Origin of the sequence: Streptomyces sp. NPDC101225 (assembly GCF_044767585.1) — a bacterium.
Lineage (GTDB): Bacteria > Actinomycetota > Actinomycetes > Streptomycetales > Streptomycetaceae > Streptomyces.
Genome location: NZ_JBIWOE010000048.1, coordinates 1 through 15,621, shown reverse-complemented (window position 1 = coordinate 15,621; position 15,621 = coordinate 1). Strand labels below are relative to the sequence as shown.

Genomic DNA, 15,621 nt, shown 5'->3' with positions numbered 1-15,621 from the left:
CGTGGCGCCGCCTGCCTGCGAAGATCGGACACGGGAGCGGACGAGCATCGGAGCGCGCATGACGACGGAGCGGGACACGGTGACGGACGCCGCGCGGGCCGCGGGGATCACGGTGCGACCGGTGGCCGGGCACATCGGGGCCGAGATCACGGGCGTCGATCTGGCCGGCGAGCCGGACGACACCGTGGTCGGCGCGATCCGGGCGGCGGTGCTGCGGTGGAAGGTGGTGTTCTTCCGCGGGCAGCGGCTGGACCACGCGGGGCATGTCGCGTTCGCGCGCCGGTTCGGGGAGCCCGTGGTGCCGGGCAGGCGGGGCGGTGCCTCGCCGCCGGACCGCCCCGAGGTCGAGACGACCGCCGACCGGCTGGAGCTGGGCGGGAGGTACGGCATGGCGCACGACGAGTGGCTGCAGCGCCGCCGGCACACGCTGCTGCGCGGCTGGCACTGCGACCACGGCGCCCGTATCGACCCGCCGGCCGCGACGATCCTGCGCGCCGAGACGGTGCCGCCGTACGGAGGCGACACCACCTGGTCCAACCTCGCGGCCGCGTATGCCGGACTGTCCGCGCCGGTAAGGGAGTTCGTCGACGGGCTGCGGGCCGAGCACCGGCTCGGGGTGGGTTACCAGCCCCGGTCCGGCGACGACTCGTATCTGCGCCATCTGCTGGACCATCAGGTCGCCTCGGTGCATCCGCTGGTGCGCGTGCACCCGGAGACCGGCGAGCGGGTGCTGTTCGTCAACGGCTACTACGTCGAGCAGATCACCGGCGTCTCGCGCCCGGAGAGCCGGGCGATCCTGGAGATGCTGCTGGAGCAGGCGGTGCGGCCCGAGTACACGGTGCGCTTCCGCTGGGAGCCCGGCAGCGTGGCCTTCTGGGACAACCGGGCCACCATCCACCTGGCCCCGAGCGACAACGCCCACCTCGACCACCCCCGGATCATGCACCGCGTGATGCTGAGCGGGGATGTTCCGGTCGGGGTGGACGGCAGGCCGTCGGAGCCGGTCGTGGGCACCGAACGCGGACGCTGGTGACACCAGGTCGTGTTTCCCGAGTCCCGCCCGCCCGGCGGGCGGGCGGAGGACGCTACGTTCGAAGCACGCCCTGCTCGGACGGTTTCCAGCCGAGGGCCGGGCCGAGCTTCGTGGCCATGTCGGTGAGGATCTGCACGTAGTCCTCGTGCCGGAAGGTGAACGGCAGCGCGAACGCCACCTCGTCCACCTCGCGGAACGCGGCATGGGCGTGCAGGCGTTCGGCGATCTCCTCCGACGTCCCGACGACGTCCGGCGCGAACAGCAGCCGGGCCGGACCCTGGGGTGTGGTCGTGCGCGGGGTGCGCCGGGCGGCGTACTCCTCGTACCCGGCCCGCTGCCGCGGCGAGGCGGAGTCGGTGGGGATGACGACCAGTCCCTGTGAGACGCGGGCCGCCTCGCCGTCGGGGTGGCGGGCGCGGAAGGCGCGGATGTGCGAGAGCTGGATCTCCGCGAAGTCGAACGCGGGCCCCTCCGTCTCCTCCGCCTTCACCACACTGCTGGTCAGGAAGTTCATGCCCTGCTCACCGGCCCAGCGCGCGGACCCCAGGCTGCCGCCGCCGTACCACATCCGGCGCCCCAGGCCGGGGGAGTGGGGCTGCACCCGGTCGGAGAACACCTCGAAGCCCTCGACGCCGCTGAAGCCGGTGGCGCTCCCGCCCCGCACGAAGTCGAGCAGGCGCCGTACGCGCGTGTAGGAGAAGTCCTCCGCGTCGCCCGTGTCCGGGTACAGCGCCTCCTTGACCTGGCCGTAGTGCATTGGCGGACCGACGCTCACGCCCGGGTTGACGCGGCCGCCGGACAGGATGTCGGCCGTCGCCAGGTCCTCGGCCAGCCGCAGCGGGTTCTCCCAGCCGAGCGGGATGACCGCCGTGCCGAGCTCGATGCGGCTGGTGCGCTGCGAGGCCGCCGCCATCACCGCGACGGGCGAGGAGATGCCGTACTGGAGATGGCGGTGGCGCAGCCACGCGCTGTCGAAGCCGAGCCGCTCGCCCAGCTCGATGATCTCCAGCGTGGACTCGTGCCCCCGGCGCGGGTCCGCCTCGTCGAACAGGCCGATGGTGAGGAAGCCGAGCTTGCGCAGGGGGCGTGAGGTCGGCGGCATGAGCCCCTCCGTCATCGGTCGTTGCGACGTGTACGGCAGTGCCAACCGGCGTGTGGCCGGAGGTGTTCCCGTGCCGCCGCCGCGGGTTAGGTCGGCTTCGGTCAGGTCAGGGGAATGGTCACCTCGTCCTCGACCGGCGGATCGATCTCCTGGGCGCGGTTGCCGGTGGCCGCGAAGCAGCGCAGACGGACGGCGTCCGGGGTGACGTCCAGGCGCAGGAAGCACTTGAAGAACGGCGGGCTGTACGTCGCCGAGCTCGGTGAGAACAAGTGTGTGTAGATCTTGCGCACGGGCAGGCGGAGGCGCGAGGTGCGATCGGGGCGGCCGCCGGCGCCGAGCAGTCCGGCCACGACGCGGGCACGGCGGGTGACGCGCACCGGTTCGCCCGGGGCGCGGGTCGGCCGGATGCCGAGCCGCTCGGCGATCACGGCCGTCGCCTCGTCCCCGGAGAGCGCGAACAGGCGCCGCAGGCGCAGCCGGCGGCCGTAGAGCCCGCTGTAGAAGGCGAGGGAGTCACCGCGCAGCGGATAGCAGCGGAAGTCCTCCTCGGTGACGTTCGCGATGTCGACGCGGGGAATGGTGTGGGTGGCGTGCATGAACGCACCGCCGCCGCCCGAGACGACGTACTGGATGGTGCGGCCGTCCACCTGGACCGGGTAGCGCTGGTAGTTGTGGATGTCGCCGCCTATCGCCGCCACGTAGTGGTGGTCGGGGTCGCGGACGATGTCGTCGACGGTGCCGTGGCCGCCCTCGATGGTGCACGGGTGGTGCTCCCCGTCGACGTAGAGGGGCGAGCCGGTGACGAGGATCTTCGGGCGGGGGCCCTTGGACACCTCGCGCAGCCAGGCGCCCTGTTCGGCGTCGATGGTGCCGAGCAGACCGGTGTCGATGCCTATGATCCGCAGCGGTCCCGCGTCCACCGCCCAGTACGGGCCGGGCTGGACGGCCCGCTGATCCGGAGCGGACCGCAACTCCCTTGCCTGGTCGAGGTGTTGCCCGTCCGTCGTGCGGGGACGGTGCCACAGGAGGCTGCGTGCCCAGGCCCGGGTCAGCGGGCGCGGCGGCGGTTCGGGGGCGAGGGGCGGCGCGTCGTCGCAGAAGACCCGCATGAACCCGCCCAGGCCCTCGTACCAGTCGTGGTTGCCCGGTATCGCGTAGATGGGCGCCCGGTAGTCCTGGTAGGGGCGGAAGAACTTGGTGTCGTAGTCGTCCGCGGTGCCGACGGGATAGATGACGTCGCTGGCGATCACGGCGAAGTCCGTGCCCTGACTGGTCTTCAGGAAGCCCGGGACGACGGCGTACTGGGGATCGTCCCCCTCGCCGGTGTCCCCGATGACCATGAAGGAGAACCGGTCCGCGTCCCCGCGCCGGATCACCTTGTCGGGGGGTGCCCCGGCGGCCTCACGCTGGGCCACCCATCTGCTGCGGGTGTGGCCGGTCGGGTCGCCGAACCAGGAGGCCAGGACGCCGTTGCGGGCGGCCCACAGCGTCCTGGGGTCGAGCCAGGAGAGCTTCTCGACCTTGGCCGGCATCAGTTTCTTGTACTCGCCTCGCTCGGCGGCGCCCCAGCCGGCGCCTTCGGCGGTATCGCGTGAAGAGTCAGACACCGGTGAACCGTAACAACGATCTCGTGGAGCGGCGGAAGGGGTGCCTGCGCCCGACGTGGCGGAGGCGGGCAACATGCCGTGCGATCCACGCAGTTGCCCGCCCCCGCCGCGCCGGACGTCCGGGCCGGTGGCGGTGGTTCACCACTCGTCGCTGGTCGGCGGCGGCGCCCACCTCGGTGTCGCGGGCGCGGCCGGTCCGTACTCCTCCTGCCGGGGGCGGGTGGAGACGGCGGGCCCGCCGAAGAGGGTGGTGCCGTGTTCCGGAGCGGGCTCCGGTGGTGCCTCGGCGGCGTGGGCCGGGCGGGACCTCGACCGGGACCGTGAACCGGAGGCCGCGTCGTTCCACTCGCCGTCGCCCAGCACCAGCAGCGGGTCGAACATCACCACCACGCCGGCCAGCAGCAGGAACACGGCCGGCCCCAGGAGCATGGGGAACAGCAGTGAGGAGGGCGAGTCGCCGGACCAGGCCGCAGTGCCGTTGCCGTGCACATGGACGCTGACGGCGGCCATCGCCGTGTAGTGCATGCCGGTCACTCCCACGCCCAGGACCACACTCGCCACGAGGCTCGGCATGAAGCCCCGGACGGTGACGGCCGCCCACAGGGCGGCGGTTGCCGCGACGACCGCGATGACGACGGACAGCACGACGGTGAAGGTGCTGTACTGGATGTCGCCGTTCATCCGCATCGCCGCCATGCCGATGTAGTGCATGACGGCGACGCCGATACCGGTGATCACACCGGCGACGGCCAAGGTGACCTTGCCCGAGCCCCGGTAGCCGACGATGAACACACCGATGCCGACCACGACGATGGCCACCGCGAGGCTCAGCAGCGTGAGTTCCCTGTCGTAGTGGATCCCGGTCTCCTTGACCTGGAAGCCGAGCATGGCGATGAAATGCATGGTCCAGATGCCGCTGCCGATCGACGCGGCGCCCAGTGCCAGCCAACCGACCTTCCATGATTGTTCGTTGACGAGGGATCGCACGATGCAGCGCAGTCCCAGAGCCCCACCCAGGCAGGCCGTCAGATAGCCCGCCACCGGGGTCACCGCGCCGTAGCGGAACCCGTCAATCGTGCCTTGCATACGTCAACTCCCCCCAGAGCCCCGGCAGATTGTGGAGAAAGGTCTACGGGTAAGTGTGGCGTGAATGCAAGGTATTACCACGGGTAACTGAATGATTCTCGGCTATCACCGGTCAACAGTGGTCACACCCGGGTGAGTGCCGGTCGGCGGGACTTTTCACGCGTCATATGCGTCGGGCAGACGCATGGCGGGCCCGCCGACCTGAACACCGAGCGGGACGGCCCGGCCCACGGGCTCCTCCCACTCCTCCTGGCGCCCGAGAGCGGTCGGATCCAGCCACGGATAGCCGTTGTGGAACTCCTCGACACCGCGGCCGAAGGTCGAGTACGGGTGGAAGACCTCGTCCCCGACGCGCAGAAACGCGCTGATGCCCGGCCGGTCGCCGCGCATCTCCGGTGACCACGGCATCCCGGCTTCGGCGAGCTCGGCCTCGTCGCGGTGGAAGATCCGCACCGGCGCCACCCGCAGAGTGGTGTCGCGGACGGGCAACTGCCGCAGCCCACCGATCCGGTCGGCGGCCGAGGAGCAGCCGGAGCAGCCGGTCTCGCGCGGGTGCTCGGTGCCGTCGGCGTCGAGGTCGTAGATCCACAGGAAGTGGTGCACGACCAGTTGGGGCCGGCCGTCGAACAGGCCGAGGAGGCCCACCGCACCGTCCGGGCCCTCGAAGGCGTACGGCTGGTCGACGCGGACCATCGGCAGCCGCCGCCGCTCGGGGCTGACCCGGTCCCGCAGCCGGGTGAACTCCTTCTCCCGCGCAGGCGGCGAGCCACTGCTACCCCGGCGGTACGGCCGCCGTCAGTCCGCCGGCTCCTCCTCCCGGAAGCTCGCGGCGAGTTCACTGCGCGAGCGGATGCCGAGCTTGGCGTACACATGGGTCAGGTGGTACTGGACCGTCTTGACGGAGATGAAGAGCTCGAGAGCCGTCTGCCGGTTGGTGGCGCCGTCCGCGACGAGCCGGGCCACCGCCCCTTCCTGCGGGGTCAGCCGGGCCATACCCGCGCTCGGCCGGGTGCCGTGCAGGCCGCCCGCCTGCAGTTCCCGGTCGCAGCGATCCACATAGGTCCGGGCGCCCAGGGCGGCGTAGGCGTCCCGGGCGTTCCTCAGCACCCCGTCGGCCTCGCGGCGCTTGCCCGCCCTGCGCAGCGTCTGCCCGAAGGCGAAGTCGACCCGGGCACGGTCGTACGGGAGCGGGAGGTGTTCGAGGTGGGCGAGCGCCTGCTCGAACTCCTTGCGTGAGGTGTCGATGTCGCCCCGGGCCGCGGTGAGCCGGGCCCGGGCAAGTCCGAGACGGGCCTGGGCGGAGCGGCGGCGCCGGCGGGCGGCCAGCTCCTCGTGCGGCGCGAGGAAGGCGTCGGCCTCGTCGAGGCGGCCGGTCATCACCAGGGCGTTGGCGTACACGTCGGGCCACGGCCAGAAGCTGGGCTCGTCGATCGACTCCCGCGCGCCGAGCTGGGCCACGGGTGACAGCGCCTCGACGACCCGGCGGTAGTCGCCCCGGGCCTCGGCGACCTGTGCGCGGGCCAGACACGCCGGGACCAGCATGACCGCGTAGTGGTGCAGGCCGACGGCCGCCGCGGCCACATGCCGGTCGGCCGACTCCCAGTCGCCGCGCAGGGCGTGGATCTGGGCGCCGGTCCAGTGCACGAGCGGGCGGGCGAGCTCGATCCGGGCCTCGGCGAGATGCGCGGCGGCCCGCTGCACCGTCTCCAGCGCCTCCGGCCAGGAGCCCAGGGCGAACTGGGTGCGGGCGAGCCAGCCCTGCGCCCAGAGCGAGATCCTGGTCGAGCCCAGCCGGTATCCGGTCGGTACCGCAGCTTCGAGCAGCGGACGCGCGGCCTCGGGCGCGTCCAGCGCGAGATCGACCCAGCCGCGCCCGAGCCCGAAGCGCTGGGGATGGGCGCCGCCGGGCAGCCCGGCCGCCGCCGCCTCGTACGTGGCCAGGGCGTCCTCGGCACGGCCCATGGCGGCCAGCCCCAGCCCCAGTACCGCCTCGGACTCGATGGCCGAAGGGTCGCCCGGGGTGGCCAGCTCGATGGCCCGGCGCGCCCAGCCGACCATGTCCCTCCCGTCCCAGCGGCCCAGGGCGTGCAGGACGAGACGCTGGCAGACCGTCGCCGTGAGTCCGGGTTCACGCTCCGGGTCGCAGTGCCGCCACGCCTCGGTGAGCAGGGCCTCCGCCTCGGCCGGCCGGCCCCGCATGATGGCCACGTAGCCGAGGACCGCGTCGCGCAGCGTTCCCGGAGGGTAGCTCTCCAACTCGTCGGCGAACGCCATGGCTTGGGGCACGTCGCCGGCCCCGACCATCGCGTCCACCGCACGCAGTGTCCGGTCCTCGCGCGCGGCCCGCCCGGTGGTCAGCCGGCCGGCCCGGACGAGGGCCTCGGCGACGGCGGCCCATTCCCCGGCCGCGGCGCGTTCACCCGCGTAGCGGTCGAGCGCGTCGGCGAGCGTGTCGTCCGTGGCGGTGGCGGCGGCGACCTGGTGCGCCAGCCGCCGGCCCTCGTCGGCGACGGCCTCGGCGGCCCGGCGGTGCAGTGCGATACGACGGTCGAGGCCGATACCGCCGAGCACGGCCGCGCGCACCAGCGGATGCGCGAACACCAGCTTCGCGTGGCCCGGTTCGACGGTCGCCGCCAGCAGCCCGGACGACACCGCCTCGTCCGCCGCCGGCACGGGCTCGGCGACCTGCGACAGCGCGGCGGCCTCCGCGAGCGAGGCGTCCGCCCCGAGCACGGCGCACGCCTCCACCAGGGCGCGGGCGTCGGCCCCGCACCCGGCGAGGCGGTGGCCGATCCGGGCCGAGTAGCGTGCGGGGGCGGGGAGTTCGGGACGCCACTCCCGCCATGTGCGCGGCGGGAGTTCGCGCAGCAGCTGGGCGAGGTACCGGGGATTGCCGCCCGTATGGCGGCACAGGTGCCGCGCCGCGGGCAGGTCGGGGACGGGCCCCGTGGTGCCGGCTGCCAGCTCGCGCACCTCCTCGGGGCCGAGCGGGCCGGGCCGCACCGCGTCGTAGGAGTCCAGGAACTCCAGAGCCGCCAGTACCGACAGCGGCAGTTCGGCGCGGTGACCCCGTACCTCGTACAGATCGTCCACCTCGTCCCGGGCGGCCAGGACGACCAGGACGCGCTCCGTCGACATCCGCCGCACGGCGGAGGCGACCGCGCGCAGACTCGCCACGTCGGCCCGGTGGGCGTCGTCGATCACCACGATCAGCGGCTCGCGCTCCTGCGCGGCCACCCACCGGCGGTGTAGGAGCCGGCCCGTGCCCAGCACCGCCCCGGGAGCGGCCGGATCGGGCGGGGCGCCGTCGCCGGATCCGCCCCGCAGCAGCTGGCCCGCGATTCCGAGCGGCTCCTCCGACTCCCAGGAGACCCCGCGGACCCGCACCACCGCCGCCTGCCCGGTGTGTAGCGCGAGGACGTGCTCGACCAGCGCCGTCTTGCCGATCCCGGCCGGACCCTCCACCAGGACCACGCCCGCGCGCCCCGCTCCGGAGGCCCGCACGGCGTCCTTCAGCGCGGCGACCTCCCGCGCCCGGCCGACGAGGTGTCCTCGCCGCTCAGCGGGGTCTTCCATGAGACGCACGCTAACACCGGGACCGTCAGCCGAGGTCGCCGCCGGCGACGGGCAGCACCGTGCCGGTGATGTACGACGCCTCGTCGGAGGCGAGGAAGCAGATCGCGGCGGCCTGCTCGTCGAGGGTGCCGTACCGCTTGAGGAGCGAGGAGGCGAGGGTCTGGTCGATGTGCGCCTGGAACCAGTCCTTCTCCCGCGCCGTCCGCCGGGGAGGTGTGCCGCGGGAGATCCGGCGCGGTGGCGCCTCGGTGCCGCCCGGCGCGGTGGCGACGACCCGGATGCCGGCGCCGGCGTACTCGAAGGCGAGGGAGGCGGTGAGCGCGTTGATGCCGCCCTTGGCCGCCGAGTACGGGATGCGGTGGATGCCGCGGGTCGCCGCCGAGGACACGTTGACGATCACCCCGTGTCCCTGCTCGCTCATGACGGGCAGCACCGCGCGGCAGGACCACAGCGTGGTGAGCAGCGAGCGGGTCACCTCCGCCTCGATCTCGGGCGCGGAGAACTCGGTGAACGGCTTGAAGCTGATCGCGCCGCCCACGTTGTTCACCAGCACGTCGACCCGGCCGTGCCGCTCCAGCGCGGCCGCCACCGCCCCCTCGGCACCCGCGTACGTCTCCAGGTCCGCGGTGACCGTGTGCGCCTGCAGCGCGGCCGCCGCTTCGTGGACCAGTTCCGAGCGGTCGACGAGGATCAGGTCGGCGGACTCGGCGGCCAGCCGGCCGGCGACCGCGAGCCCGATGCCCTGGGCCGCTCCGGTGACCACCACCGCCTTGCCCGCGAACCGCCCCGGGTGCACGCTCACGCCGCCTCCGCCGTCTCCCGTACGGCTGCCGGGGTGAACCGCTCGTAGTGGAAGCCCGCCGGGAGCACGCCGAGCGACGCGATGTGGCCGCGGACCGCGTCGACCATGGCCGGCGGGCCGCACAGATAGATGTCGACATCGCCGTCGTGAAGGGCCGGGGGGTCGATCAGGCCCGTGACGAAGCCCTTGTTGCGGGCGCCGCTCGCCGGGTCGGCCACACAGTGGTCGAAGGTGAAGGACGGAATGACCTCGGCGTAGTCCGCGAGCGCGTCCAGGTGGACAAGGTCCTGGTCACGGGTGACGCCGTAGAGCAGATGGACCGGGTGGGACGCCGGCTGCCGCGCCATGCGCTCCAGCATCGACAGCAGCGGGGCCAGTCCGGTGCCGCCCGCCAACAGCAGCGCGGGTCGGGTGAGCTGGCGCAGATAGAAGGCGCCCATCGGGCCGGTGAACTCCAGCCGGTCGCCCACCCGGGCACGATCGGTGAGGTAGCCGGACATGACACCGCCCGGCACCGTCCGTACCAGGAAGGACAGCCGGCGCTGGGCCGGGCCGGAACTCATGGAGTACGCGCGCGAGTGGCCGGTGCCGGGCACGGCGATGGTGACGTACTGGCCGGGCAGGAAGTCGAGACCGTCCCGCTCGTCCACGTCGAGCGTGAACTCCACGGTGCTGGGGGAGTGGTGGCGGACCTCGGCGAGTGTGGCACCGAAGGTGGCCGCGGCGGTCTTCGCGGCGGCGGAGGAGGAGGGAACGCGCAGGACGAGGTCGCTGTGCGGGGTCATCTGGCAGGGCAGGCAGTAGCCCTCGGCGGCCTCGTCGTCGGTGAGCGCCTCGTCGATGTGGTCGCCGCCGTCGTAACGGCCCGACTCGCAGAACGCCTTGCAGGTGCCGCAGGCGCCGTCGCGGCAGTCGAGCGGGATGTTGACACGGGCCTTGTACGACGCCTCGGCGACGGTCTCGTCCGGACGGCACTCCACGAACCGGGTGATGCCGTCCTCGAAGTTCAGGGCGATCTGGAAGGACATGCGGCTGCTCATTTCGTACGGCTCAGACGTGGTAGATGTCGACGACGTGGTGCACGTAGTCGTTCTTGAGGACGACCTTCTTGCGCGTGATCAGCGGTCGGGGACCGGAGAGGTCGAGCGTGCAGTACGACGTGCCGAAGTAGGTGTCGACCGTGTGGTAGCGGTAGTAGAGCGTGAACCAGTTGAACCGCACCTGCACCAAGTCGCCGTCGCGGCCGGTGATTTCGACGTTGGTGATGTGGTGGCCGGTGCGCGGCTCGGGCAGGCTGGTGGCGCTGGAGCGGTCGGTGCGGATGCGGAAGACGCGGTCCTCCAGGCCCGCCCGGTTCGGGTAGTAGATCAGCGAGATCTCGCGCTGCGGGTCGGTCGTCAGCCCGTCGTCGTCGGCCCAGGCCGGCATCCAGTACTCGGCGTCGGGGTGATAGCACTCCAGCCACGCCTCGAACTCGCGGTCGTCGAGGTGACGGGCCTCGCGGTAGAGGAACTGGCGGACGCCTTCGAGCGTCGACGCGTCGACGGCGGAGCTCACGTGGTCACCTCCAGGGCCTTGCGCAGGGTCTCGCGCCAGTAGCCGTGCTGGACGGGGTAGAGCCCCTCGTCCTCGGTGCGCACCCCGCTGGCGACCGGGTTGATGCCGATCTTCCTGGCGTCCTCGTCCGGGCCGTCGATCTGGTGCACGGCGCCGCGGCTGAGGTCGTTCCACGGGGCGGCCGAGGCCGGATAGGTCTTCTGGCAGGAGCGGAACTCCTCCAGGTCGTCCGGCGTGGCCATGCCGGTGGCGTTGAAGAAGTCCTCGTACTGGCGGATACGGCGGGCCCGGGCCTCGGCCGGTTCGCCCTTCGGCGCGACGCAGTAGATCGTCACCTCGGTCCGGTCGACGGACAGGGGCCGGAAATGCCGTATCTGCGAGCTGAACTGGTCCATCAGGTAGACGTTCGGATAGAGGCAGAGATTGCGGGAGACGCCGATCATCCAGTCCGCCTTCTCCGCGCCGAACTCCTCGGCGAGCTCGTCGCGCCTGCTGTGCAGCGGCCGGTTGGCGGGGTCGAGCCACTTCGTCCACAACAGCAGATGGCCGTGGTCGAAGGAGTAGAAGCCGCCCTGCTGCTTGGACCAGCCGCCCGCGTCCATGGTCTTCGTGTCGTTCCTGGACTCGCCGGAGGTGCGGCGGGCCTGGGTGGCCGCGTAGTTCCAGTGGGTGGCGGAGACGTGGTAGCCGTCGGCGCCGTTCTCCGCCTGGAGCTTCCAGTTGCCGTCGTAGTGGTACGTGGACGAGCCGCGCAGCACCTCCAGGCCCTCGGGGGACTGGTCGACGATCATGTCGATCACGACGGCCGCGTCACCCAGATGGTCGCGCAGCGGCTTCACGTCGCCGGCGAGGCTGGCGAAGAGGAAACCCCGGTAGCTCTCGAAGCGGGCGACCTTCCGCAGATCGTGCGAGCCGTTCTTGTTGAACTGCTCCGGGTAACCCGCCTCGCGCGGGTCCTTCACCTTCAGCAGCCGCCCGGTGTTGTTGAACGTCCAGCCGTGGAAAGGACAGGTGAAGGTCGTGCGGTTGTCGGTCTTGCGGCGGCACAGCATCGCGCCCCGATGACTGCACGCGTTGATCAGGCAGTGCAGCTCTCCCTGTTTGTCACGGGAGACGACCACGGGCTGGCGGCCGATGTACGTCGTGAAGTAGTCGCCGATCTCCGGGATCTGGCTCTCGTGGGCGAGATAGACCCAGTTCCCTTCGAAGATGTGCCGCATCTCCAGCTCGAAGAGCTCCTCGTCCGTGAAGACACTGCGCCGCACCCGGTACACACCGTTGTCGGGGTCTTCCACGAGGGCGTCGTCGAGGATGCTCCGTGCCCGTCTGAAGTCCTCGGCCATCATCCCGTCCCTTCCCTTCCGCGCCGGGCGCCCGGCTCCGGGTGCGCCCGCTGCGCTTGCTTTTCAGCACCATGTCAGCGCGGTGCGCGGTCGGCCCCGGGCATTCCCCCAGGGTTGACCCAGGGGGGTATTGATATCGGCAGCGTCTTAATAGGCTGCAATCAGGTATTTGTGTCGTATGGGAATCCCTCTCTACGCTGAACGCATTCGAGGGCCCCGCAACAGAAAGGGGCAGCCCGATGGAGCTCAGGCACCTTCGGTATTTCGCGGCCGTCGCCGAGACGCGCCATTTCGGAAAGGCCGCGGAACGCCTGCACATGGCTCAGCCCCCGCTCTCGCAGGCGATCCGCCGCCTGGAGTCGGAACTGGGCGTGGAGCTCTTCGCCCGCACCACCCGGCAGGTCACGCTGACCGGCGCCGGCGAGGTGTTCCGCACCGACGTCGAGCACATCCTCAAAGCCGTCGACGAGGCGGTGACGCGGGTGGGGCGCTTCGCGGAGGGGGTCGAGGGGGTGCTCCGGGTCGGCCTGACGGGCGCCGCCTCGTACCGCCAACTGCCCGCCCTGGCACGCCTGCTGAAGAGGGAACTGCCGCACGTGATGATGGAGGTGCACACCGAGATGCTCACGCCCGCCCAGGAACTCGGGCTGATCGAGCGCCGCCTCGACGTCGGCGTCCTGCGCCCGCCGGTCCGCCAGGAGGGCATCAGCCACCGGCCGCTGGCCGACGAGCGGCTCGTCGCCGCCGTACCCGCCGAGCACCGGCTCGCCGCCGCCGACATCGTCCGGATCGAACAGCTCAGGCACGAGGACTTCATCATGTACGGCGCCACCCTCGGCTCCGTGCTCAACGACGCCGTCGTCCGCAGCTGCCTGGCCGCCGGCTTCTATCCGCACCTCGCGTACGAGATCACCGAGACCTCCGCCGCGCTCGCCCTGGTGGCGGCCGGCCTCGGCGTCGCGGTCCTGCCGGAGTCGATCCGCTCCGCGCCCCGGGAGGGCGTGGTGTGCAAGGACATCGAGCACGCGCTGACGGTGCCGCTGGTGCTCGCCTGGCGCGCGGACGACGAGTCCCCGTTGCTGCGCAACGTCCTCCAGGTGCTGGAGCGGAACGACATGTTCCTCGAAGGAGCGGTATGAAGATCGTCAGGGTGGAGGCCATCCCCTTCGCCATCCCGTACGCGAAACCGCTGAGGTTCGCCAGCGGGGAGGTGCACACCGCCGACCACGTCCTGGTCCGGGTGCACACCGACGAGGGCCTGGTCGGCACGGCCGAGGCCCCGCCCCGTCCGTACACCTACGGCGAGACCCAGGAGTCGATCGTCGCCGTCATCGACAAGATCTTCGCCCCGCAGCTGAGCGGTCTGACGGCACTGGAGCGCGAGGCCGTCCACGAGCGGCTGGACCGGACCGTGGGCAATCCCGCCGCCAAGTCGGCCGTCGACATGGCCCTTTGGGACATCCTCGGGCAGGTCGCGGGGCTGCCGGTCTCCGGCCTGCTCGGGGGATACACCGACCGCATGCGCGTCAGCCACATGGTCGGCTTCGCACCCGCCGCCGAGATGGTCGCCGACGCCGAACGCGTCCGGGACACGTACGGCATCACCACCTTCAAGGTGAAGGTCGGACGGCAGCCCTACGGCGAGGACGTCGCCGCCTGCCGGGCCCTGCGCGAGGCCCTCGGCCCGGACGTCGACCTGTACATCGACGGCAACCGCGGCTGGACGGCGTCCGAATCGGCGCGCGCCCTGCGCGAGATGGCGGACCTCGGCCTGACCTTCGCCGAGGAACTCTGCCCCGCCGACGACGTGCTGGGCCGCCGCTGGCTCGTCGCGCAGAGCCCGGTCCCCTTCATCGCCGACGAGAGCGCCACCCGGGCCGCCGAGGTGACCCGCGAACTCCTCGGCGGCTCCGCCACCGCCATCAGCATCAAGACGGCCCGCACCGGTTTCACCGCCTCCCAGCGCGTGCTGCACGAGTGCGAGGGGCTCGGCGTGGAGGTGGTGATGGGCAATCAGATCGACGGGCAGATCGGCACGTTGTGCTCGGTCACCTTCGGCGCCGCCCACCGCAGCACCTCCCGGCACGCGGGCGAACTGTCCAACTTCCTCGACATGACCGACGACCTCCTCACCGAGCCGCTGACCATCGAGCACGGCACCCTGCGCCCGCGCGAGGGCGCCGGGCTCGGCATCGACATCGACCCCGACAAACTGGCGCGCTACCGCCAGGACACCTGACACGTCATCCGAGTTGTTTCCAAGGGACGGGAAGACAATGAGCGACATCATCACCGACCAGGCCACCGCGGCCGCCTCCGGAGCCGCCGCCACCGAGCAGTTCCGCGCCAAGCAGCGGGCCGGATCGGCCGGCGTGGCGACCAAGCGCGTGGACACCCTGGTCACCGAACTCCTCACCGCCGCGCACGACATCATCCGCCGGCACGAGGTCACCTACGACGAGTACGACGCCCTGAAGTCGTGGCTCATCCAGGTCGGTGAGGACGGCGAGTGGCCGCTGTTCCTCGACGTGTGGCTGGAGCACGTCGTCGAGGAGGTCGCCAACGACAACCGCCAGGGCAGCAAGGGCACCATCGAGGGCCCCTACTACATCCCCGGGGCGCCGAGCCTGCCCGCCGAGGCCACCCTTCCCATGCGCGAGGCCGAGGAGGGCACCCCGCTCCTCTTCCAGGGCCAGGTCCGCTCCGTCGACGGCGCCCCGCTCACCGGTGCCACCGTGGAGATCTGGCACGCCGACAACGACGGCTACTACGCGCAGTTCGCGCCCAATCTGCCCGAGTGGAACCTGCGCGGCACGGTCACGGCCGACGCCACCGGCCGCTTCCGGATCCACACCATCGAACCGGCTCCGTACCAGATCCCGACCGACGGCTCCTGCGGCAGGCTCATCGCGGCGGCCGGCTGGCACGCGTGGCGCCCGGCCCACCTGCACCTGAAGGTGTCGGCGCCCGGCCACCAACTCATCACCACCCAGCTGTACTTCGAGGGCGGGAGCCATGTCGCCGACGACATCGCCTCCGCCGTGAAGCCCGAACTGATCCTCGCCCCCTCGCCGGTGTCCGACGGCAGCGGCCGCCAGGTCACGTACGACTTCGTCCTCGACAGGGTGTGATCGGCGGTGCTCTTCGCGGTACGGATGGACGTGGCGGTTCCGCGCGACCTCGACCCCGAGGTCCGCGCGGAACTGGTGGCCCGGGAGAGGGCCTACTGCCGGGAACTGCAGAAGTCGGGGGAGTGGGTGCACATCTGGCGGTGCGCCGGACAGTACGCCAACATCAGCGTCTTCGACGTGGCCGACAACGAGGCGTTGCACCGCATCCTGTGGAACCTTCCCCTGTTCTCGTACATGACGCTCGACGTCACGCCCCTGGCTCAGCACCCCTCCGATCTGGCGGCCGGCTGATGGACAAGGTGGTCGCCACAGCCGCTGATGCGGTGGTGGATGTGGGGGAGGGTGCGTCGTTGGCGGTGGGTGGGTTCGGTTTGAGTGGGGTGC

13 protein-coding genes and 2 pseudogenes are annotated in these 15,621 nt (G+C 71.6%); 6 read left to right on the top strand and 9 right to left on the bottom strand.

Annotation, left to right across the window (positions count from 1 at the left end; genetic code table 11):
• Nucleotides 1–58 precede the first annotated feature (58 nt).
• The gene (locus ACIRPX_RS39575; RefSeq protein WP_404204545.1) at nucleotides 59–1,033 is read left to right on the top strand and encodes a TauD/TfdA dioxygenase family protein; all 975 of its coding nucleotides are present in this window, start codon (nucleotides 59–61) and stop codon (nucleotides 1,031–1,033) included.
• A gap of 52 nt (nucleotides 1,034–1,085) precedes the next feature.
• Here ACIRPX_RS39575 and ACIRPX_RS39570 read toward each other — a convergent pair whose 3' ends face one another.
• From ACIRPX_RS39570 to benA, 9 genes and pseudogenes are all read right to left on the bottom strand, one after another.
• Complete coding sequence (locus tag ACIRPX_RS39570) at nucleotides 1,086–2,135, bottom strand: LLM class flavin-dependent oxidoreductase (RefSeq protein WP_404204543.1); 1,050 nt, start codon at nucleotides 2,133–2,135, stop codon at nucleotides 1,086–1,088.
• Between the two features lie 101 nt (nucleotides 2,136–2,236).
• Nucleotides 2,237–3,742 (bottom strand): metallophosphoesterase family protein, encoded by a 1,506-nt coding sequence (locus ACIRPX_RS39565; RefSeq protein WP_404204541.1) that lies wholly within the window; start codon nucleotides 3,740–3,742, stop codon nucleotides 2,237–2,239.
• Nucleotides 3,743–3,880: 138 nt separating this feature from the next.
• Complete coding sequence (locus ACIRPX_RS39560) at nucleotides 3,881–4,828, bottom strand: MHYT domain-containing protein (protein WP_404204539.1); 948 nt, start codon at nucleotides 4,826–4,828, stop codon at nucleotides 3,881–3,883.
• Nucleotides 4,829–4,984: 156 nt separating this feature from the next.
• Nucleotides 4,985–5,572: pseudogene (locus ACIRPX_RS39555) on the bottom strand (DUF899 family protein); the annotation flags it as partial.
• Nucleotides 5,573–5,623: 51 nt separating this feature from the next.
• A complete protein-coding gene (locus ACIRPX_RS39550; protein WP_404204537.1) occupies nucleotides 5,624–8,404 on the bottom strand; it encodes an AAA family ATPase in 2,781 nt (926 codons plus the stop codon).
• Between the two features lie 25 nt (nucleotides 8,405–8,429).
• Entirely contained in the window at nucleotides 8,430–9,206 is a 777-nt protein-coding gene (gene benD / locus ACIRPX_RS39545) for a benzoate diol dehydrogenase BenD (RefSeq protein WP_404204535.1), read from the bottom strand.
• On the bottom strand, nucleotides 9,203–10,234 hold the full coding sequence (gene benC, locus ACIRPX_RS39540) for a benzoate 1,2-dioxygenase electron transfer component BenC (protein WP_404204533.1): 1,032 nt from the start codon (nucleotides 10,232–10,234) through the stop codon (nucleotides 9,203–9,205). Before benC ends, benD begins: the two co-directional genes overlap by 4 nt.
• Before the next feature lie 22 nt (nucleotides 10,235–10,256).
• The gene (benB, locus tag ACIRPX_RS39535; RefSeq protein WP_404204531.1) at nucleotides 10,257–10,763 is read right to left on the bottom strand and encodes a benzoate 1,2-dioxygenase small subunit; all 507 of its coding nucleotides are present in this window, start codon (nucleotides 10,761–10,763) and stop codon (nucleotides 10,257–10,259) included.
• On the bottom strand, nucleotides 10,760–12,109 hold the full coding sequence (gene benA, locus ACIRPX_RS39530) for a benzoate 1,2-dioxygenase large subunit (RefSeq protein WP_404204529.1): 1,350 nt from the start codon (nucleotides 12,107–12,109) through the stop codon (nucleotides 10,760–10,762). Before benA ends, benB begins: the two co-directional genes overlap by 4 nt.
• Nucleotides 12,110–12,345: 236 nt before the next feature.
• Here benA and ACIRPX_RS39525 point away from each other — a divergent pair, with 236 nt between their 5' ends.
• From ACIRPX_RS39525 to ACIRPX_RS39505, 5 genes and pseudogenes are all read left to right on the top strand, one after another.
• Complete coding sequence (locus tag ACIRPX_RS39525) at nucleotides 12,346–13,245, top strand: LysR substrate-binding domain-containing protein (protein WP_404204527.1); 900 nt, start codon at nucleotides 12,346–12,348, stop codon at nucleotides 13,243–13,245.
• Entirely contained in the window at nucleotides 13,242–14,345 is a 1,104-nt protein-coding gene (locus ACIRPX_RS39520; RefSeq protein WP_404204525.1) for a mandelate racemase/muconate lactonizing enzyme family protein, read from the top strand. The genes ACIRPX_RS39525 and ACIRPX_RS39520 overlap by 4 nt, the downstream gene beginning before the upstream one ends.
• A 37-nt stretch (nucleotides 14,346–14,382) precedes the next feature.
• Nucleotides 14,383–15,237 carry a catechol 1,2-dioxygenase gene (catA, locus tag ACIRPX_RS39515; RefSeq protein WP_404204523.1) on the top strand — a complete coding sequence of 285 codons (855 nt, stop codon included), beginning with the start codon at nucleotides 14,383–14,385 and terminating at the stop codon, nucleotides 15,235–15,237.
• Between the two features lie 6 nt (nucleotides 15,238–15,243).
• Nucleotides 15,244–15,528 (top strand): muconolactone Delta-isomerase, encoded by a 285-nt coding sequence (gene catC / locus ACIRPX_RS39510; protein WP_404204521.1) that lies wholly within the window; start codon nucleotides 15,244–15,246, stop codon nucleotides 15,526–15,528.
• Nucleotides 15,528–15,621 (top strand): annotated as a pseudogene (locus ACIRPX_RS39505) (succinyl-CoA--3-ketoacid-CoA transferase); the annotation flags it as partial. The gene catC and the pseudogene ACIRPX_RS39505, both read left to right, overlap by 1 nt.

Bases quoted from the DNA above. Each gene is read 5' to 3' on its own strand.
- ACIRPX_RS39575 (WP_404204545.1), top strand. From the start codon at position 59: ATGACGACGGAGCGGGACACGGTGACGGACGCCGCGCGGGCCGCGGGG.
- ACIRPX_RS39570 (WP_404204543.1), bottom strand. From the start codon at position 2,135: ATGCCGCCGACCTCACGCCCCCTGCGCAAGCTCGGCTTCCTCACCATC.
- ACIRPX_RS39560 (WP_404204539.1), bottom strand. From the start codon at position 4,828: ATGCAAGGCACGATTGACGGGTTCCGCTACGGCGCGGTGACCCCGGTG.
- ACIRPX_RS39550 (WP_404204537.1), bottom strand. From the start codon at position 8,404: ATGGAAGACCCCGCTGAGCGGCGAGGACACCTCGTCGGCCGGGCGCGG.
- benC (WP_404204533.1), bottom strand. From the start codon at position 10,234: ATGTCCTTCCAGATCGCCCTGAACTTCGAGGACGGCATCACCCGGTTC.
- benA (WP_404204529.1), bottom strand. From the start codon at position 12,109: ATGATGGCCGAGGACTTCAGACGGGCACGGAGCATCCTCGACGACGCC.
- ACIRPX_RS39525 (WP_404204527.1), top strand. From the start codon at position 12,346: ATGGAGCTCAGGCACCTTCGGTATTTCGCGGCCGTCGCCGAGACGCGC.
- ACIRPX_RS39520 (WP_404204525.1), top strand. From the start codon at position 13,242: ATGAAGATCGTCAGGGTGGAGGCCATCCCCTTCGCCATCCCGTACGCG.
- catA (WP_404204523.1), top strand. From the start codon at position 14,383: ATGAGCGACATCATCACCGACCAGGCCACCGCGGCCGCCTCCGGAGCC.